Source organism: [Clostridium] symbiosum ATCC 14940, assembly GCF_000466485.1.
Lineage (GTDB): Bacteria > Bacillota > Clostridia > Lachnospirales > Lachnospiraceae > Otoolea > Otoolea symbiosa.
The window spans coordinates 20,090-38,414 of record NZ_KE992872.1 but is presented as its reverse complement, the minus strand read 5'-3'; the positions used below and the strand labels follow the sequence as shown (position 1 = coordinate 38,414).

Below are 18,325 nucleotides of genomic sequence, written 5' to 3'. Positions count from 1 at the left end.
AAAGCCTGCCGGTTCTGTATTTTTTCACCGGACAGGTACAAAATGTTTATTTTATCTGCGGTATTCCGCCGACAAAGGTTTCCACACTTTTTCTGACAAAATCCCTGCGCTCCGCTTTGGTCAGATTCTCTCCGAAGGAGGCCTTCAGAAATGTAAAGCCGAAAGTTGCGGAGAAGATTGTCATTGCAAGACATTCAAAATCCTGTCGGGGAAGTTTGCCGCGATGTTCCATCTCCTCGAGATAGCCGGTCAGGGAGGAGAGAAAGGCCTGGGGGATTTTCATAATCAGCGGAGCCGTTTCCTCGTATAACTGGGGCGCTCTCAGCCCTATGGACAGGTTGACGAAATCGGGGGTGATTTTCTCCATGTAGGTGTTCATGAACATTTCCAAATCCGGCTGTAATTCCCACACTACATTGGTAAATACCTCCGGTGTCAGATTCCCGAGCCATTTTTCCTGCTCCATTCCGCTGAGGGCAATCTCTTTTTTGCTCTTGAACTTTCTGAAAAGAGTACATTCATTGACTCCGGCGGCCCTGGCAATATCTTTTGTGGTAGTTGCGACATATCCTTTATCTCTGATTAATCCCATTGTCGCATCTATGATTTTTTGGCTTGTAGCATCCATCTATTCACCTCGTGCAAGTGTTCACTTTCATATGATTTTACAGGCTGGGTTTCAAAAAGTCAATCTTTTTATATTTTCCGGGTGCAAAAAAGTTGCAGTTCAGCCTTCGTCCGAACTGCAACAAACGATCCTGCACGATCCGCGCACAGGTCACCGTCATCAATTATGCACAGAAACGGCAAAAAACGCCTAGCGGAATACATCATGGCTGAACTGTTACGCAAAAAAGCCGGATATGAATCATCCGGCTTTTTTCTGTAGAGAACTGTCACACCGTAAAACGGTATGGTTAAAATTTCTGGAAATCTTCAACATTCATAACAAAGATTGTGGAACCGCCCACCTTCATATTCATCGGAACCGTCATATTGACAGTTGGGCAGCAGTTCCCGGCCATGGTTGGTGGTGTGTAAACCAGTTGTTCTCTTGTTCCTGACATCTTTTTGATAATGGTAATCGCTTCCTCAACACGGCTGTCGTCAACGCCCAGCATCAGAGTCGTACTTTTCTTCTTTAAAAAACCGCCCATGGTGGAAAGTTTAGTAACAAAGAAAGAATTCTGGTTTAATTCGTAAACTAAATCATCCGCATCCTCGCTTCCGATAATTGCCATAATCATCTTCATATTCAGCACCTCCTAACTCACTATTGTAACTATTTTACCATTAAATCGAGAAAATGGGAATAAAAAGTTCATTAAAATTTATTTTTCCAAAATAATTTTGCTATTTCACTGAATATACGGCCGGGAAAATACCGGAAAAGTGCCGGAAAATAAGGCTTTGCGGCTGGTCTTCGGGTGGACTGCGGAAAAGGAGTCCCGGGCAAGGAAAAGGCTATGTCCGTATAAATTTTACAATAGTCCGCCATATAAATACATGAAATAGCTGCAGGTTATAGCTGGAATAACTATTTCGTATATCTGGGTGACCTCCGGAAAATGGACATTTCTGTATAAATCTGCTATTATAGCAGACGTGCGTCTGCGTTTCGGGTGTTTGTCCCAGAAATACAAACACTTGGGAACAACCGCATTTACAGATGCTTAACAAATTATATTCAGGGGGAATTATCATGAATCAGAGAAGAGGCCAGTGGGCCAGCAATATGGGATTTATTCTGGCGGCGGCAGGATCTGCCGTTGGTCTGGGCAATATCTGGAAGTTTCCGGGAAAGACCGGAGCATATGGCGGCGGGGCATTTTTACTGTCTTATATTGTGATTGTGGCCTTGGTAGGCTTTCCGGTTATGCTGGCTGAACTTTCCATCGGAAGAGCTACACAAAAAAACGTTGTAGGGGCGTTTCACCAGCTCAATAAAAAATGGACGTTTGCAGGCGGAATCGGTGTATTGACACTCTTTGTCATTATGTCCTATTATAGTGTGGTAGGAGGATGGGTTCTTAAATATATTTTTGCCTACCTGGCCGAGCCGGGGTTTGGCAACGGAACCGTGTCTTACCAGGAATATTTTGTAAACTTTATCTCGGAACCGGTACAGCCGCTTGCATGGGGGTTCGTATTTCTGGTTCTTTGTATCTATGTTGTTGTGAAGGGCGTTTCTGAGGGTATCGAGAGGGTCAGCAAGATTCTGATGCCGGCTTTGTTCATCCTGTTAGTTGCCTGCGCGGTACGGGCGGTGACGCTTCCGGGTGCAGGAGAGGGGCTTTCCTACATGCTCACAATTAAACCGGGAAGCTTTAACCGGGATACGTTAGTAGGAGCGCTTGGACAGGCATTTTTCTCCCTCTCCGTCGGAATGGGAATCATGGTGACTTATGGCTCCTATGTACCGAAAAAAGACAATCTTGTAAAGAGCGCGGCCTGCATCTGCGTTCTGGATACGCTGGTGGCATTTCTGGCGGCTTTTGCAATTATTCCGGTTGTGTTTGTTACCTTGGGAGCCGAAGGCCTTGGTATGGGCGGAGGCTTTGCTTTTATGGCCCTGCCTGAGGTATTTGACGGGCTTCCGGGAGGAAGGATCTTCGGACTGTTCTTTTTCGTGCTCCTGTTTTTGGCGGCGCTCACCAGCGCAATCAGTATTCTGGAAAGCTGTGTTGCCTTCATTACGGAGGAATGGAAGGTTTCCAGGCTGAAGGCGACTGTGATTTTGTCGGTTCCGATGGCGTTTCTCAGCGCGGGATATTCCCTTTCCCAGCTGGAGTCGAGGAATATCAACCTGCCCTGGTTCGACTTTTCGAAAGGAATCCAGATGCTGCCGATGAATGCGGTGATGGAGAAGTTCACTGATAATCTGATGATCCCCGTGGGTTCACTCTGTTTCTGTATTTTTGCAGGCTGGATTTGGGGAAAAGGGAAGGCGTCGGAGGAAATCAGCTCCGGGGGCCGGTACCCGTTCCGTCTCAGAAGGGCCTGGGAGTTTATCGTGCGTTTTGTCGCGCCTGCCGTTATCGTGCTGATTTTGTATTTTACTGTTGGAAAGGGCCAGGGCCTTTCATAATTCAAATATTGCAGCGACAGCGCCTGCTGCCGGTCTTTAGGAGGAAAGAATGATTAAAAACATTGTATTTGATATGGGACGCGTCCTGCTGGACTATGATGCGGTCAGGGTCTGCTGGCAGTATACGGACAGCAGCGAGGATGTGGAGCTGATGAGCAGGGAACTGTTTTTTGCCGAAGAATGGGTGCTTCTGGATCGGGGAACCATCACGGAGGAAGAGGCATTAAGACGCGTGCAGAAGAGACTGCCGGACGAGAGAACGAGGGAGATGGCCCGATTATGTCTGGCCCACTGGCATGAGTTTAATATAGAACCGAAGCCGGGAATGAGGGAGCTTGTAATGCAGATAAAAGAAGCCGGATGTGCCGTCTATCTCTGTTCCAATGCGTCCCACAGACTGCGTGTGTTTGAAAAGGAAATACCCGGCATCGAATATTTTGACGGAGTTCTTGTCTCGGCGGAAGAGAAGATGCTGAAACCGGAGCCGGAGATATTCCGGCGTTTGTTTGAGAAGTTCTCGATACTTCCGGAGGAATCATTTTTTATCGACGATATACAGGCTAATATTGACGGGGCAGCGGCCTGCGGCATGAAAGGATACTGCTTTGCGGACGGAGATGTGGAAAAACTCAGGGAATACCTGTTTTCACAGGTGATAAATAAGCAGGTGAGGACGAGCCCTCCTCCCGTCAATTAAATTCCAATATCTTAGCCCCCAGAGCCCCGGCATCGTTCCGGTCATGGGTGGACATCAGGACAGGACGTCCGTCTGTTTTCTCAAGAAGATAGCGGATGACCCTGTCCTTTGTCTTTTCATCCAGGCCGGTAAACGGCTCATCGAAAATGAACATATCACAGGGAGCCAGCAGGGCGCGCAGCAGGGCGCAGCGCCGCTTCATCCCTCCGCTTAAAGTAGAGACCGGACGGATGATCGCTTCCTCGGGGAGAAGTCTTGCAAGCTCCCTGAAAAGCGACGGCCTGTCGGGACGGCCCGGCAGGGCCAGGGCCACATTCTCCAGCGGGGAAAACTCCGGGATCAGCCTGTCTTCCTGAAATACGGCGGAAAACCGGATTTGTTCCGGCGCAGGGCAGATTGTGCCGGAATCCGGTTTCTCCAGGCCCATAATCAGACGGAACAAGGTGGTTTTTCCGGTTCCGGACGGGGCCATCAGGCAGCAGATATCCGGGGATGCAATTTTCATGCTGACGCCTGAGAGGACCGGCAGGGAGCCATATGATTTATAAATATTGTCGAGTATCAGTTCCATGATAACCTCCGTATCAATTCTGCATATTTTCCTTTTTTTTCCGCCTGCATCCTGTCCCGGCGTGATTTTTTTTACCGAGGGAGCCTAGGAAAAACAGAAAAAGATTTTCAATTAAAAATGTGACTGCGATGATTACCAGGGTCCACGAAAAAAGGCCGGCCGTGTCGAGATAAATCTTAGCCATATAAAGCTGCTCCCCGATGGAGTGGCTGGGAACTCCGATTACCTCTGCGGCTACTCCGGATTTAAAGCTCATCCCGAGAGCCGTCCTGACGCTGGTCATCAGGTAGGGCAGTAATGCAGGAAAATAGACCGCTTTCACTTTCCGCGGGAAGGAGAAGCGGAATACGAATGCCATCTCCAGCAGTTTTTCATCAGTGCTTTTGAGGCCTGACAAAGTTGCGGTATAGCTCATCGGGAGTACAATTGTAAACGCGATAAATACCGACAGGTTCTCCGAGCCGGTCCAGATTAAAGCCAGGATAACAAAGGAGGCTACGGGGATGGATTTGGCAAGCAGCATTACCGGGGCCAGAAGCTCATCCAGGAAGGAAAAACGGAAAGCCAGGCAGCCGGTCATGATTCCGCAGAAAAAAGCGCTCAGAAATCCAATGAAGATGCGGAATGAAGACAGGCCGATGGTTTTCCAGAATTCCGGCGTGGTAATTTGTGCCGCCAGTGAAGCCAGAACATCGGCCGGCCCCACAAATATAATTGAGTTATTGATGGAGGAAGACAGAATCTGCCACAAAATCAGCCAGAACAGAAAAATCCCGGTCTTTTTTAATAGATTGCCGTTATTATGTTTTTCAGCCGTATTTAAATGCTTCAGATTATTCATATTCCTGTCTCCGGATCGAGGTCATATGCCCCGTAGTTGTTATTTGTAACGGTTCATTTGTTTAAACGGTTACCGTTATGTTACTTTTCACACCTTTGCCAAAAAGCGGCAATGCTGTGAAAAATAACACGCTTCGCGATGCGCAGAAACGGAAAAAACGTCGTTTCGCGCCGTGAAACTCGGGATTTTCGTGCAAAATACGCACGAAAACACCTTGCGGGACATTACCGTGTGAAAAGTAACACTGCTATTTCTCGATATAATAAAAATTGTCGGCCGGCAGTTTTCCGCCGACGGATTTCGGATCCTGTTCAAATAAGACATTCAGATAACCGGACAGAGCCGCTTTCATTTCCTCACCTTCGATAAAAGTAATGTTACAGTAGGGGAGCGCTTTCTGGGCTATCGGGGCCTTCTCGATAATCCCTGCCTGTACAATCTGTTCGGCTGTCGTCTTGGGATCGGAGACAGCGGCTTTTGCGGAAACTTTGTGGTCTGAGAGGAAGACTTTCACGGCTTCTTCATTATTTTTCAGGAATTCATTAGTGACGATGGTAACACCGGTTACAAGGCGGCTGCCTTCTGCTCCCTGTACCTTATCCCACTCGGCAGTCAGATCCAGTACGATTTTCAGCGTCTCGTTCTGGGCGCAGGCCACAGTCACAAAGGGCTGCGGAAGAAGTCCGATGGAATCCGGCTTCTCCTTAAGGATTGCAGCCACCTCGGCAGCTTCGGATTTATATTCCAGTTTTACGTCCTGTTCCGATAAGCCATTTGCTTTTAACAGGTATTGAATCACATAATCGGGGGTTGTACCCTTGCCGGTCAGATAGACTGTCCTGCCTTTTAAATCAGCGACTGATTTGATGGAATCATCGGCAGAAACAATGTAGAGTACACCCAGGGTGTTAATGTCTATGACGGAGATTCCTCCTTCCGTCTTGTTATACAGCACGCTTGCCACGTTCGCAGGGACCAGGGCGATATCCAGTTTGCCGGAGGCAATGGAAGCGACCAGCTCGTCGGCGGCAGTCACCATCCGGAAGTCATACTGGTTGGCGGAAGTATCGGAGTTCATCAGGGAAACAAGGCCCATGGATGTCGGCCCTTTCAGGGAACCTATACGGACAGCGCCTTCGGAGTTATTCTCAGCGCCGTCTGAAGCGTTTTCGGAAGAAACGTCTTCGGAAGCTGTTTCCTCAGCAGACGCCGAAGCGTCAGCGCTTTTCGATGATTCGGCCTGTACGGACGGTGCGCTGCCGGCGGCCGAAGTCTCTGCGGTCTTGCTGCCGGATGCACAGCCAGTAAGGGATACGGCGGTCATGGCGAATGCCATGAGAATGGGTAATAATTTTTTCATAATTGTCTCAATCCTCTCTTTTTGTGGTATTGAAAAGCAGTGATATCGCAGCCCACACCGAGGAAACGGATGAGAAACAGCCGGTAATGAGTACCGGAAATTACAGCACTCTGAAAGAGGGTGCCATAAACTCATGCTTCCTCCTCAGCATAGGAAGCCAATCCCTTGACAGACGGCCGGATGCTTCAGTGTGAGCGCGAACTAACCTTACTATACAGGATCGGCCGGAAAAAAACAAGAGGCGTCCGGTGCAAATAAAAAGTTAAAAATTGACTGAAATCTATGCGGATTTACTGTGTTTTATGTAAAAATACACCATTAGAATTTCCGTACGCCACCCCTTATAATATCGGCATAAAGGCCGCTTGTACAGACGACTGTAAAATAAGTTTGAAATGGAATCAGGAGGAAAATTATGAAAAAATGGAGCAGTATGATGGGAGCCGTGCTTGCGGCGGCAATGGCAGCGTCTCTGACGCCTGCAGCGGCATGGAGACAGGAGCAGGGCAGGAGATAAAGGGAGCGCCGGGATTTGAGGGGCTTGAACCGGTTGAGCTGATTGGAGCCGACGCCAATGATTTCTTTGATGAAGTCCTGGCTCTTGACAGTGTAAAGCAGCTTTATCAGGATATCGATCAGTCGGTGGACGGACTCGGAACCATCCTGCAGGAGAGCCTGGAAACGGCGGCAAAATAAATCAGACGTGAAAAATTACAGAAAAGGGAGTATTGTCAAATGGCCGATTAGATATCGGCTCATGGCAATACCCCTTTTTTGTCTCATATGAAAATCTTCCAATCAGATAAAAGCCCTCCTGGCCGGATTGTAAAGAAAATGTTAAATGTATTGGAAATCTGTATAAAATCGTGGAAAACCCAGGGAATGCCTTAAAAAAAATACAAGAAAACATAACGCAAAGGATTGATAATAATATCACAATATGAGATAATAAGTACAGCCGGAAGGCGGCAGAAAACGACTTTGTTCTCACTGCTGGGGAAGGGGTCACGCGCAGCCGACGGAAGAGAATCAAAAAGGGTGAAAGCCCTGGTAATAAATAGTTGCTGAACACAAAACTGCGCTTTATGCAGGGCTGTGAACCGTAACAGTAAATAGAATGGATGAGAAGAATTCAGGGAGGTTTAAGTAATGAGAGTATCGATCTGTATTGGCAGTGCCTGTCATCTGAAAGGCTCCAGAGAAGTGATTAAGAAGCTTCAGCAGCTTGTCACAGACAACAAGCTGGACGGCAAGGTGGATTTAAACGGAGATTTCTGTTCCGGCAATTGCCTGAAGGGAGTCTGCGTAACGGTGGACGGGGAACTGTATTCCGTAAAGCCGGAAACGACGGAAGAATTCTTTGAAAAAGAGATTTTAGGACGGCTTAAACAATAAGTTACTGTTCACACCATGCCAAAAAGCGGCATGATGTAAACAATAACACGCTTCGCGATGCACAGAAACTGCAAAAAACGCAGTTTCGTGCCGTGAAACTCGGGATTTTCGTGCAAAATGCGCACGAAAACACCTCGCGGAATACAACCTGTGAACAGTAACAACAATAACCTGCATGCCCCGCGCACAGGTCACCGCCATCAATAAGAGGGAGAATGCGATGCCGATAATAGATTTCAAAGCCGCGATGTGCAAGCATTGTTATAAGTGCGTCCGCGACTGTGAAGTAAAATCGATCATGATTCGTGACGGCCACGCTTATATTATGCCGAACCGCTGCATTCTGTGCGGCCAGTGCCTGATTAGCTGCCCGCAGTCTGCAAAAAAGATGTCCAGCGAGCTGGAAAAAGTAAAATCATTTATAAAAGAGGGCAGGCCGGTTATCCTGTCACTTTCCTCGGCTTATATCGGGCTGTTTCAATATAAAACGAGGGGGCAGGTGAAAGATGCCCTTTTGAAGCTGGGTTTCACGGATGTACGTGATACGGCGGAAGCGGCTGCGATGGCGACCGGCGAGTATGTGAAGCTTTTGGAAAAGGGCGATATGAAGAACATCATCACCACGGCCTGTCCGAGCATCGTGAGTCTGATAGAGATTCATTATCCGGAACTCATTGACTATCTGGCTCCGGTGCTGATCCCTTCCGGAATCCATGCCAGGATGCTGGGGGAGGAGTACGGGGAGGAGGCGAGAATTGTCTTCGCCGGGCCCTGTATCGCCGAGAAAGAGAAAATGAGGGCGGTCAGCCCCGACGCGGTCCTGACGTTTGAAGAGCTGAAAGGATGGCTTGAGGAAGAAGAAATTAAAATAGACGAATGCGAAGACGCGGATTTTGACGAGCGCCATCTCGGCGCGAACCTGCGGTATCCGGTCAGCGGAGGGCTGCTGACTTCGGTGGAGACGACAAAGACAAAGCCGGACAGGTACCGTAAATTTTATGTCAGCGGCGTCAAGGACTGCCTGGACGTCTGTGAGGCTATGATGACCGGCGAAGTGAAGGGCTGTTTTATTGAGATGAACGCCTGCCACGGAGGCTGCATCAACGGCCCTGCTACCGCGGCTACGGTATCCAGTTTTAAGGTTAAGCTGGATTTGGAGGCGACGCTTCCCAGAGAACCTGCGGAGCTGTCGGCTCTGAGCGAGAAGGCCAGGGCTGTTTCCATCGGCCGTACCTTTAAAAACCGTGCCCGGAAAGAGATTATGCCTACGGAGGAAGAGATCCGTGAGATTTTAATAAAAACGGGCAAAACCAGGCCGGAACAGGAATTAAACTGCGGAGCCTGCGGCTATCCGACCTGCCGCGAAAAAGCGATTGCCGTCTGCCAGAAGAAGGCGGAGCTTAATATGTGCATCCCCTACCTTTTTGACAGGGCAAGATCGATGTCCCATCTGGTTATGGAGACCTCGCCGAATATCATTATGGTGATTGACGAAGATTTGAAGATCCTGGAATGCTCCGCGGCCACGGAAAAATATTTTGGTATAAAACGCAAGGAGATGAAGGGACGCCTGCTGGGAGAATTCATCGATACGGAAGATGTAAAAGAGGTATTCAGGACGCATACCAATATCCACAGCAGAAAAGTGCTTTATCCGGACCTGAAGCTTGCCACCCTGCAGAATATTGCCTATATTTCCAAAGGTAATCTGGTAATCGCCACGCTTATCGATGTGACGAGGGAGGAGAAGCTGGAACAGCAGGAGTATGAAAAGAGAAAAGCCACAATTGAACTTGCCCAGAAAGTAATTTTTAAGCAGATGATGGTGGCCCAGGAAATAGCGGGGCTTCTGGGAGAGACAACAGCAGAAACAAAAACGACACTTACAAAACTTTGTTCTTTGATTGATGACGGGAACGAAAGTGAGGTCCGATAATGGGAATTACCGTAGATGTCACTTATAAGAGTCTGAATAAATATTCCGAAATCCTCTGCGGAGATACGGTGGAGCTTTTAAAAACGGAGGATTCCGATGTAATGATCCTGGCGGACGGAATGGGGAGCGGGGTAAAAGCCAACATCCTCTCCACCCTGACTGCCAAAATTCTCGGTACGATGTTTTTAAACGGCGCCACTTTGGAAGAGTGCGTCGAAACCATCATGCAGACGCTGCCCATCTGTCAGATCCGGCAGGTGGCCTACGCCACATTTTCCATCCTCCAGGTATTTAATAACGGAGAGGCTTACCTGGTGGAATATGATAATCCCCGCTGTATTTTTATCCGGGACGGGGAAGTAATCAAGATCCCCAGGAACACAAGGGTAGTTCAGGATAAAGAGATTAATGAGTTCCGTTTTACCGTAAAAAAGGGAGATGCGCTGATTCTTCTTAGCGACGGCACGATCCACGCCGGTGTGGGCAAATCCATGACCTTTGGATGGCCCTGGAAGGATATTGCGGAATTTGTGGTAAGACAAAGGGAGCATGCCATCTCTTCGATTCGTCTCGCGGCGGCTGTCTGCGAAGAATGCGATAAGCTCTATGAGGGAAAACCGGGAGATGACACGACGGTAGCCGTGATGCAGATTATTGACAGAAGACCGGTGCATCTGATGACGGGGCCGCCCGTGGACCGGGATGACGATGAGAGGATTATCTCGGAGTTTATGAAAGATGAGACGGCTTCCCGCATCGTCTCCGGAGGAACCAGTGCAACGATTCTTTCTAGAGAGCTGGGAAGGCCGCTGAAGGTATCAATGGATTATACGGACCCGGAGATCCCGCCCATCGCTTATATGGATGGAATTGAGCTGGTAACGGAGGGAGTCCTGACTCTCAGCCGTGTTGTTGACATACTGAACCGGTTTGTAGAAAAAAAAGATTTGAGCTACGACTTTTTCAAAGAGCTGGACAAAAATAACGGAGCGTCCATGCTTGCGAAAATTCTGATAGAGGACTGTACGGAGCTGAACCTGTATGTGGGGAAAGCCATTAACAGCGCTTACCAGAATCCGGGACTCCCCTTTGATCTGGGAATCCGGCAGAATCTGGTGAGGCAGCTTAAGACGGCAGTCGAAAAAATGGGAAAACGAGTTACGGTTACGTACTATTAGGGCGGGATACTACCTGTGAACAGTAACAGGAGCGGTAACATCCCGCGGAATAAACCTACTTAACAGTTACAAGGAGGATATATAAAATGGTAACAAATGACGCAACAATACTGAAGTTAAAGCATGATGTACTTTACGAGGTAGCGAAGCTGGCATGGGAGGATCAGCTGGTGGATGATAAAAGGGACGAACTTCCGGGCAAAATGATTCCCGGACCGCAGGCCCATTACCGCTGCTGTATTTATAAAGAGAGAGAAGTAATCAGACAGAGGGTCCGTCTTGCGGAAGGCAAGTGCCCTACGGGAAGAAACACGAATAATGTGGTCCAGGTTATCAATGCGGCCTGTGAGGAGTGCCCGATTGCCTCCTATACGGTTACGGACAACTGCCGTAAATGTATGGGCAAGGCGTGCCAGAGCTCCTGTCCCTTCGGAGCCATTACGATGGGCAATAATAAGGCGTTTATTGACCCGGACAAATGCCGTGAATGCGGTAAATGTGCGACAGCCTGCCCGTACAATGCCATCGCTCATCTGGAACGACCCTGTAAAAAGGTGTGTCCGGTGGACGCCATCACTTACGACGAGTACGGTATCTGCGTGATAGACGAGAAGAAATGCATCCAGTGCGGTGCGTGTATCCACAGCTGTCCGTTTGGAGCAATCGGTTCCAAGACCTTCATGGTAGATGTAATCCGCCTGATTAATGCGGGAAAGAAAGTAGTAGCCATGCTGGCCCCGGCCACAGAAGGCCAGTTCGGGCCGGATATTACCTTTGACAGCTGGAGAACCGCCCTCAAGAAGGTTGGGTTTGCCGATATGGTGGAGGTTGGCCTGGGCGGAGATATGACGGCGGCCGCGGAGGCTGAGGAGTGGGCGGAGGCCTATAAAGAGGGTAAGAAGATGACCACTTCCTGCTGTCCGGCATTCGTCAATATGATTAAACAGCATTATCCGGAGCTGATCGACAATATGTCCACCACCGTATCCCCGATGTGCGGCGTCTCAAGGATGCTGAAAGCGGAGGATCCTGAGATCGTCACCGTATTCATCGGCCCGTGTATTGCCAAGAAGAGTGAGACTTTGGATCTGAATATCCAGGGAAATGCCGACTATGCAATGACCTACGGTGAAATACGCGCCATGCTCCGTGCCAAAGGCGTAGTTCTGGAGCCGGAGGAGAATAAAAACCAGCAGGCCAGCGTATTTGGAAAGCGCTTTGCCAACGGCGGAGGCGTAACGGCCGCTGTTCTGGAATGCCTGAAAGAGACGAATGAAAATGCCGATATCAAGGTGGTGAAATGTAATGGAGCCGCAGAGTGCAAGAAAGCGCTGCTGCTTCTGAAGATGGGCAGACTTCCGGAGGACTTCGTGGAGGGAATGGCCTGTGTCGGAGGCTGTGTCGGCGGCCCGAGCAGCCATAAGAGTGAGATGGAGGCGAAGAAATCAAGGGATAAGCTGATTGCCGAGGCCGATGCCAGACAGGTGCATGAGAATCTGAAACAGTATAAGATGGATTCCTTCTCAATGCACAGACATTAATCGCAGCCGGATTTGGAACACGGCGCCTGCGGTACCTGGCGCGGACGGCTGAGAAAGAAAAGAACAGATAGGGAAAGAAAAATAAAGGAGCGCCTGTCTTGGTTTAGCCAATCACGACAGGCGCTTTTTGCGTCGGGTAAAGCATGGAAAACAAAGCCTTCTCTTTTTACTTGACACATACTATAAATTACAGTATTATGGGTAATGACACTGACGATGCTATAAAATATAGTGATATATACTATAGCATATAATTCGAATGAAAGAAAGGAGTGTTATCATGAATGAGGGTAACAGAAGAATGGAGCTTCCGCGTTCAAGACTGCTGTTTTACTGGGAAAATCATATCGGAAATTATGAAAGTCGGCATTCCCACCCTGGTATTCCAGCTTCTGACAGGTCTGTCCATAACACTCATCAATTTGCAGGCTAAAGAATATGGTGATTCAGTCATTGCCGGACTGGGAGCCGTAACAAGAATCACCGCTATGGGCAGTCTGATGGTATTTGGATTTATCAAAGGATTTCAGCCAATTGCCGGATTTAATTACGGCGCTGAAAAATATGACAGGCTGTGTGAAGCGGTCAGAACCGCGATTATATGGTCGACCGTATTCTGCGCGGTCTATGGACTGACCTTAGCCCTGTTTTCAACAGCCATTATATCAGGCTTTACGAAAGGAGACGGGGAAATGATCCGCGCCGGCCGGAAAGCCCTGGCGGCAAACGGCTGTACTTTCCTGCTCTTTGGCTTTTATACCGTCTATTCCTCCCTTTTTCTTGCGCTTGGCAAAGCAAGTGAAGGCTTTATCCTGGGAGCGTGCAGACAGGGAATCTGCTTTGTGCCAGTGATTTGGCTTCTGCCGTCATTTATCGGGATGGATGGGATTCTTTTCGCCCAGCCTGTTTCCGACGTTATCTCTGCCGCTGCTGCCGTTATTATGGCGGTCCGCCTGCACAGAGAGCTTGCCCATATTAAAATTCCTTGTTCTTGTAGATCCGCAGCGAGATAAAATAGGAAATCAACAAAAGCAGCGGTGAAACAGATAAAGCTGCCGCTCCGGCAAGGCCGGATCGCAGGTTAATCCCTGCGGTCCACGGAGCGAGTAATACTGCGACAATCAGCATGAAAATCCCGGCAAAAAAGGCGGATATCAGGATTATCAATTCATTTTTTTCTGTGCCGATTTTCAGCATGACAGGAAACATTATCGCGGCCACTGTAATGGATTGTGTCAGACCGTACTGATACCCCCAAATCAACGAAGTTGTGTTCAATGACGGTACAGTTACAACCGTAATCAGACCGGTAAGGAGGCTGACGGCAAATCCGAAAAATATCAGGATACAGAATGAAATATATTTTGCCAGAATCACTGATTTAACGTTCACCGGCAGCGTCAGTTCAAAGCGGTTCCAGTTTGAGATTTCATCGGCCTGGAGCGACGTGCCCACATTAGCGATAAAGATAAATATCTGAACGGCCGTAATCATGGATAAAACGACGGGTTCCCTGGTTATCAGCGGAGTCAATATTAAAAAGCCGGCCATCAAAAAAGCGAGTTTGATATTATTTTCCATTGAGTAAAACGTATTCCTGATAAGCCCTTTCATCTATGTCTCTCCTTTCACATAAAGCAGCATTATTTCGTCTATTGTTACAGGGACGATCATGGCTTTGGGGTACTTTTTCTCGGCTTTCTTTCTGTCACCGACCAGAATCTGCCATTCATAGTCCATTTTCCGGTAAGCGATAATATCCTGCTTTTCAATCTGGCCAAATTGGGCCAGGCCGCATTTTATAATTCCATAGTCTGCGAATAATTCATCCTTTGATTTAAAAAAGACGAGTTTTCCGGCATGAATAAAAATAATATAGTCGGCTATTTTTTCCAGATCGCTTGTAATGTGGGAGGAGAGCAGAATGGAGTTTTCTTCCTCCTGGACAAAAGTTAAAAATAAATCCAGGATGTCGTCCCTTGTAACCGGGTCAAGTCCGCTTGTGGCCTCATCTAATATTAAAAGCCGGGGATGATGGGAAACGGCGGCAATAATGGACAGCTTCATCTTCATGCCTCTGGAAAAGGTCTTGATTTTCTTATCACGCGGTAAATTCATTTTCTCGAGAAGCGAAAAATACAGAGCTTCATCCCATGTATAATAAATATCTTTTAAAACCTTATGAAGCATTTTCGGTGAAAGCTCCCCGGAAAAATTGCTGTTGTCAAACACTACGCCAATCAGTTCACGGTCAGCGGCCGTCATCTCGTAATCATGCCTGCCTAATATCGATATATCACCGGAATCCTTTTTTATAAGCCCCAACACCGCATTGATGGTTGTACTCTTACCGGCGCCGTTTTCACCGACTAATCCTACGATTGTGCCCTTTGGAACCTGAAAGGAAATGTTCTGTAAAGTAAAGCTGCTGTAGGTTTTACTTAATCCTTTGACAGTTAAAGCATCCATGGTCAGTCCTCCTCGTATAAAAGCGTTAAAAGTCTCGTTAATTTATCCAGCTTGATACCGCTGCAACGGGCGATTTCGATGGCTTCGGAAAAGTGTTCCTCGATTTTCTTCTGCTGTTCTTCCAGATAAAAGTCTTGATTCTGTGCCGAAACAAAACAGCCTTTTCCGGCCGTTGTCTCAATAAATCCGTCTGTCTGGAGAGAATCGTATGCTTTCTGTACTGTCAGAACGCTGATATGAAGCGATTTTGCCATTGAACGGATTGACGGAATGGCATCTCCCGGTTTTAGTTCTCCGTTTATGATTAAGGCTTTTATCTGATCGGAAATCTGTTCATAGATGGGTTTGCTTGCATGATTATTAATAAATAGTTCCACAAAAAACCTCCGCTGTACTATACTGTATTATTGTCACAAGTACACTATAATACATATAGAGAACAGTGTCAATAGAAAAATTAAGCAGGCGAGGATGCCGCCGGTACGGTGAGGTGGTTTCATGAGTCTTTCGTCCCGGGGAAGATTGTCGTGGGTTGGAGCTGCGCAGACTATATATTCCCCTCCGCCCCAAGGATAGGTTTTCTGCGGGACGAAAGATTCAGCCACTCCCCTCACCACACCGGACATGGCCCGTTCCGGACGCGTCCTCCCAATCTCAGTTAAATCTAAAAACAGATCTTGCAAAAGAGAAGGATTTGTGTTAGATTAAAATCATCCTCAAATCGGAGGAGACTTACAGATATCAATTTCGTTATCGGTTTTATTCTTTTATCTGTTCTAAGGCGGGCCAAGGCCTTCCATGAATCAATCGATGCCGAATTTCCGGCAGTATTTCATTTAATATTCAATTTTGCAATTTATTATTATCTTTTTGCTTTTGTGCTTAATTTGTACTATTTTTTTTCATATTCTGAATTTCTGTTTGTTAGTCATGCTTAGTGTCTAAATCCGCTACATCTAAACCCGAATCCGCAGAGTTTCAAAACATTAGTAACAGTTCAGACTGCATGAACTGTTACTAATATTAATCATGCCGTATCATACCAGTGTGATTTTGTTTGCCAAAAAATAAAAACAGGAGGAAATTATGACAAAACCTAAAACAATGAAATGGAAAAAAGGAAGATTAGGGAAGTCAAAGGAGGGAAGTCGTGAAGCGTTTTAATACAGGACTTTTACTTGCCGCCGCCGTGCTGATAATCTGCCACGGCTTCCCTTCCTATGGCAAAGAAGAAAAGGAGGGATTTATTGAATATACGGTATCTTTTGTAGATGCCGCAGACCATGATAACAGGATTTTTAATTCGCAGCAGGGGCAGGCTCCGGAAGGAACTGCAATCCATGTTTCTTTTCCGGAGCAGATTATTGGGGCCGACGAACATATCTGGAGGGCGGAGGCAGACAGTCCCCAGGAATTTCTCCTCTATCAGGCAGGCCGCCATAAGTACTACGTCGAATACCGGCAGGGTGAGAAGATAGCGGCGCCGGAAGATCCGGATCGGGAAGGCCGGGAAAGGCTCGCCCGGTGGCTTGAGCGGGCGTGGAAGGCAGACTGCCTTATTACGGGACAGGGAGAGGAGGAAGGCAGCGGCGTTCATTTGATGGTAGAGAATGAATCACGCAATAACGAACGGATTAAAAATCTTGTTTCCATGATTCAGGATGCCCGGTGGCACAGTTTTTATATGATTGGAAAAAATTACGTGCCGCAGACGCTGGTAATCGGCACAAGCTTTGATGCAGAGTATTCTTCCGTCACGGAAGACAGATTTAAGGTTGGGAAGGATAGCTGCACCGTACTCCGGATTTCCGTTCGCCGTAACTGGAATGCGGAAAACTGCACCCATAACTGGGAGCTTATCATTGCAGGGGAGAATGACTGTCTGAAAAATGGACAGGAGACCTACTGCTGTAAGAAATGCAGAACGGAGGAGACAGTAATCCTCCCCGCATCAGGCCATTATGATTCGGACGGAGATTCTCTCTGTGACCGCTGCAAAAAACGGGCGTTCCCCGCACAGATTGGAGACAGAATCAGAACTGTCCTCCAAACGGAGAGTGGGGAAAAAGAGCTTGTCTTCCGCTGTCTTGATTTGAATTACAGAGGGTCCGGAAACATGCTCTATCTGTCGGAGGAAACGCTGGGGGAGGATATAACGGGCATTTGTTTTACGGAGTCTGACTATAACGGTTCGCCTCTCCGGGAATATTTTAATCTCGCATTTGCCAACAACATTTCTGCCGCGTCTGCCCTCCAGCCGATTGAACGGCCGGACGCAGACGTAAGGAACGATTATGCGGCACTGCTTTCAACGGATGAGTATGAAGCGTATGCAGAAATGATAGAAGCAGGGAATGCCTGCCTTCTTCGGACCGTGTCAGGAGGCGCTGTTTACGCCGTGGATCCGGAGGGAGGTCTGTGCCTTGTTCCGGCAGCGGAAAGCAGGGCGTATGGTGTCCGCCCGTTCATATTGTTGAAATGTCCGGAGACAGGGGAGAAAGCTGAGCCGTCAAACTGGAAAACGGGGGATATCCAGATGCGGCAGATAGGGCAGAAGCTGTACCGTTTCCGCTGTGTGGATGAAGATTACAGTGATAATCTGGATGGCCGCCGAAGCGCCGCCCTGTTTCTCTGTGACAGTGTGATCCGTGCCGATACCTGCAGCAGCATGGCATTAAAAGAGATTTCTTTCGGGCCTGATAATAATTATAAGTCCTCCCGGATACGGGAATGGCTGGCGCAAAACAGCGTGAACAGCAGCTTTAATTTAGAACCGGTTTTGATTGGAATTAATACGGCCTATACAGGAGGGACGGCGGCAGGAACCATGGAGCAGCTGGACGGCAGCCTGCTGGCGCCGCATGATATCGGTTTTCAGTTGATGCAGGATCGTTTGTTCTGCCTTTCTGTGGAGGAAGCGCTCCGGTACAGGAAGGAACTGTGGCGGTTCGGTTCACAGCAGAATAATCCGGCAGTTCAGATAAGCCCCTATTCACAGGGATATTATCTTCGGACGCCCTATTACGCAGAGGATCATGAAGGGAGATTTTATTACTCCGATCATGTATACGCCGTCGATTTAGTCAACGGAAATATTCATCCGGTACCGGCAGGGAGCCAGACATACGGACTCCGTCCCGCCTTTGCGGTGCCGCAGGCAGAATAGGGAGTACCGTGTTTCTATTCGCAGAACCGTAATATATAGAGACAGCGGGGACGAGAAATGAAGGAAGACAACAAGGGCGGCTC

Annotated in this window: 16 protein-coding genes and 1 pseudogene; 9 read left to right on the top strand and 8 right to left on the bottom strand. The window is 48.0% G+C overall.

All coding sequences use genetic code 11. The annotated features are described in order from the left end of the window. Positions 1–46: 46 nt before the first annotated feature. Together CLOSYM_RS07870 and CLOSYM_RS07865 are read right to left on the bottom strand one after the other, a co-directional pair. Complete coding sequence (locus CLOSYM_RS07870; RefSeq protein WP_021641704.1) at positions 47–628, bottom strand: TetR/AcrR family transcriptional regulator; 582 nt, start codon at positions 626–628, stop codon at positions 47–49. Between the two features lie 289 nt (positions 629–917). Continuing rightward, positions 918–1,253: a cyclic-di-AMP receptor gene (locus CLOSYM_RS07865; RefSeq protein ID WP_009295999.1), complete on the bottom strand. Its 336-nt coding sequence runs from the start codon at positions 1,251–1,253 to the stop codon at positions 918–920. Between the two features lie 449 nt (positions 1,254–1,702). Between CLOSYM_RS07865 and CLOSYM_RS07860 the strand changes: the two genes are divergently transcribed. Then, positions 1,703–3,088, top strand: a complete 1,386-nt coding sequence (locus CLOSYM_RS07860; RefSeq protein WP_009296001.1) for a sodium-dependent transporter — start codon at positions 1,703–1,705, stop codon at positions 3,086–3,088. A gap of 49 nt (positions 3,089–3,137) precedes the next feature. Beyond that, on the top strand, positions 3,138–3,785 hold the full coding sequence (locus CLOSYM_RS07855; protein WP_003499101.1) for an HAD family hydrolase: 648 nt from the start codon (positions 3,138–3,140) through the stop codon (positions 3,783–3,785). Here the strand turns inward: CLOSYM_RS07855 and CLOSYM_RS07850 are convergent. The 3 genes from CLOSYM_RS07850 to CLOSYM_RS07840 all read right to left on the bottom strand — a co-directional run bounded on the left by CLOSYM_RS07850 (position 3,778) and on the right by CLOSYM_RS07840 (position 6,557). Continuing rightward, positions 3,778–4,356, bottom strand: coding sequence for an ATP-binding cassette domain-containing protein (locus CLOSYM_RS07850; RefSeq protein ID WP_003509058.1), 579 nt, complete (start codon positions 4,354–4,356; stop codon positions 3,778–3,780). The genes CLOSYM_RS07855 and CLOSYM_RS07850 overlap by 8 nt on opposite strands. A gap of 13 nt (positions 4,357–4,369) precedes the next feature. Then, complete coding sequence (locus tag CLOSYM_RS07845; protein WP_021641700.1) at positions 4,370–5,197, bottom strand: ABC transporter permease; 828 nt, start codon at positions 5,195–5,197, stop codon at positions 4,370–4,372. A 247-nt stretch (positions 5,198–5,444) separates the two neighbouring features. After that, on the bottom strand, positions 5,445–6,557 hold the full coding sequence (locus tag CLOSYM_RS07840) for an ABC transporter substrate-binding protein (protein ID WP_021641698.1): 1,113 nt from the start codon (positions 6,555–6,557) through the stop codon (positions 5,445–5,447). A 423-nt stretch (positions 6,558–6,980) separates the two neighbouring features. Between CLOSYM_RS07840 and CLOSYM_RS07830 the strand changes: the two genes are divergently transcribed. From CLOSYM_RS07830 to CLOSYM_RS07805, 6 genes and pseudogenes are all read left to right on the top strand, one after another. Beyond that, positions 6,981–7,253 carry a hypothetical protein gene (locus tag CLOSYM_RS07830; RefSeq protein WP_227072648.1) on the top strand — a complete coding sequence of 91 codons (273 nt, stop codon included), beginning with the start codon at positions 6,981–6,983 and terminating at the stop codon, positions 7,251–7,253. Positions 7,254–7,706: 453 nt separating this feature from the next. Then, complete coding sequence (locus tag CLOSYM_RS07825) at positions 7,707–7,952, top strand: (2Fe-2S) ferredoxin domain-containing protein (protein WP_003499090.1); 246 nt, start codon at positions 7,707–7,709, stop codon at positions 7,950–7,952. 220 nt (positions 7,953–8,172) lie between these two features. Further along, the gene (locus tag CLOSYM_RS07820; protein ID WP_003509067.1) at positions 8,173–9,888 is read left to right on the top strand and encodes a [Fe-Fe] hydrogenase large subunit C-terminal domain-containing protein; all 1,716 of its coding nucleotides are present in this window, start codon (positions 8,173–8,175) and stop codon (positions 9,886–9,888) included. Beyond that, the gene (locus CLOSYM_RS07815; protein WP_003499087.1) at positions 9,888–11,066 is read left to right on the top strand and encodes a SpoIIE family protein phosphatase; all 1,179 of its coding nucleotides are present in this window, start codon (positions 9,888–9,890) and stop codon (positions 11,064–11,066) included. The genes CLOSYM_RS07820 and CLOSYM_RS07815 overlap by 1 nt, the downstream gene beginning before the upstream one ends. 86 nt (positions 11,067–11,152) lie before the next feature. Next, positions 11,153–12,607 carry a 4Fe-4S dicluster domain-containing protein gene (locus tag CLOSYM_RS07810; protein ID WP_003499085.1) on the top strand — a complete coding sequence of 485 codons (1,455 nt, stop codon included), beginning with the start codon at positions 11,153–11,155 and terminating at the stop codon, positions 12,605–12,607. Between the two features lie 305 nt (positions 12,608–12,912). Next, positions 12,913–13,620: pseudogene (locus CLOSYM_RS07805) on the top strand (MATE family efflux transporter); the annotation flags it as partial. Here CLOSYM_RS07805 and CLOSYM_RS07800 read toward each other — a convergent pair. From CLOSYM_RS07800 to CLOSYM_RS07790, 3 genes are read right to left on the bottom strand one after another with little or no spacing between them, the layout of a single operon-like run. Beyond that, the gene (locus CLOSYM_RS07800; protein WP_021641692.1) at positions 13,583–14,221 is read right to left on the bottom strand and encodes an ABC-2 transporter permease; all 639 of its coding nucleotides are present in this window, start codon (positions 14,219–14,221) and stop codon (positions 13,583–13,585) included. The pseudogene CLOSYM_RS07805 and the gene CLOSYM_RS07800 sit on opposite strands and share 38 nt — an antisense overlap. Further along, positions 14,222–15,076 (bottom strand): ABC transporter ATP-binding protein, encoded by an 855-nt coding sequence (locus tag CLOSYM_RS07795; RefSeq protein WP_021641691.1) that lies wholly within the window; start codon positions 15,074–15,076, stop codon positions 14,222–14,224. A gap of 2 nt (positions 15,077–15,078) precedes the next feature. Continuing rightward, positions 15,079–15,453, bottom strand: coding sequence for a GntR family transcriptional regulator (locus CLOSYM_RS07790; RefSeq protein ID WP_003499078.1), 375 nt, complete (start codon positions 15,451–15,453; stop codon positions 15,079–15,081). Positions 15,454–16,226: 773 nt separating this feature from the next. On the opposite strand from CLOSYM_RS07790, the gene CLOSYM_RS07785 reads away from it, so the two are divergent. Continuing rightward, the gene (locus CLOSYM_RS07785) at positions 16,227–18,242 is read left to right on the top strand and encodes a DUF6273 domain-containing protein (RefSeq protein ID WP_021641689.1); all 2,016 of its coding nucleotides are present in this window, start codon (positions 16,227–16,229) and stop codon (positions 18,240–18,242) included. Positions 18,243–18,325 lie beyond the last annotated feature (83 nt).

Coding starts and splice junctions, on each gene's coding strand:
- CLOSYM_RS07870 (WP_021641704.1), bottom strand. CDS start 628: ATGGATGCTACAAGCCAAAAAATCATAGATGCGACAATGGGATTAATC.
- CLOSYM_RS07865 (WP_009295999.1), bottom strand. CDS start 1,253: ATGAAGATGATTATGGCAATTATCGGAAGCGAGGATGCGGATGATTTA.
- CLOSYM_RS07860 (WP_009296001.1), top strand. CDS start 1,703: ATGAATCAGAGAAGAGGCCAGTGGGCCAGCAATATGGGATTTATTCTG.
- CLOSYM_RS07855 (WP_003499101.1), top strand. CDS start 3,138: ATGATTAAAAACATTGTATTTGATATGGGACGCGTCCTGCTGGACTAT.
- CLOSYM_RS07850 (WP_003509058.1), bottom strand. CDS start 4,356: ATGGAACTGATACTCGACAATATTTATAAATCATATGGCTCCCTGCCG.
- CLOSYM_RS07845 (WP_021641700.1), bottom strand. CDS start 5,197: ATGAATAATCTGAAGCATTTAAATACGGCTGAAAAACATAATAACGGC.
- CLOSYM_RS07840 (WP_021641698.1), bottom strand. CDS start 6,557: ATGAAAAAATTATTACCCATTCTCATGGCATTCGCCATGACCGCCGTA.
- CLOSYM_RS07830 (WP_227072648.1), top strand. CDS start 6,981: ATGGAGCAGTATGATGGGAGCCGTGCTTGCGGCGGCAATGGCAGCGTC.
- CLOSYM_RS07825 (WP_003499090.1), top strand. CDS start 7,707: ATGAGAGTATCGATCTGTATTGGCAGTGCCTGTCATCTGAAAGGCTCC.
- CLOSYM_RS07820 (WP_003509067.1), top strand. CDS start 8,173: ATGCCGATAATAGATTTCAAAGCCGCGATGTGCAAGCATTGTTATAAG.
- CLOSYM_RS07815 (WP_003499087.1), top strand. CDS start 9,888: ATGGGAATTACCGTAGATGTCACTTATAAGAGTCTGAATAAATATTCC.
- CLOSYM_RS07810 (WP_003499085.1), top strand. CDS start 11,153: ATGGTAACAAATGACGCAACAATACTGAAGTTAAAGCATGATGTACTT.
- CLOSYM_RS07800 (WP_021641692.1), bottom strand. CDS start 14,221: ATGAAAGGGCTTATCAGGAATACGTTTTACTCAATGGAAAATAATATC.
- CLOSYM_RS07795 (WP_021641691.1), bottom strand. CDS start 15,076: ATGGATGCTTTAACTGTCAAAGGATTAAGTAAAACCTACAGCAGCTTT.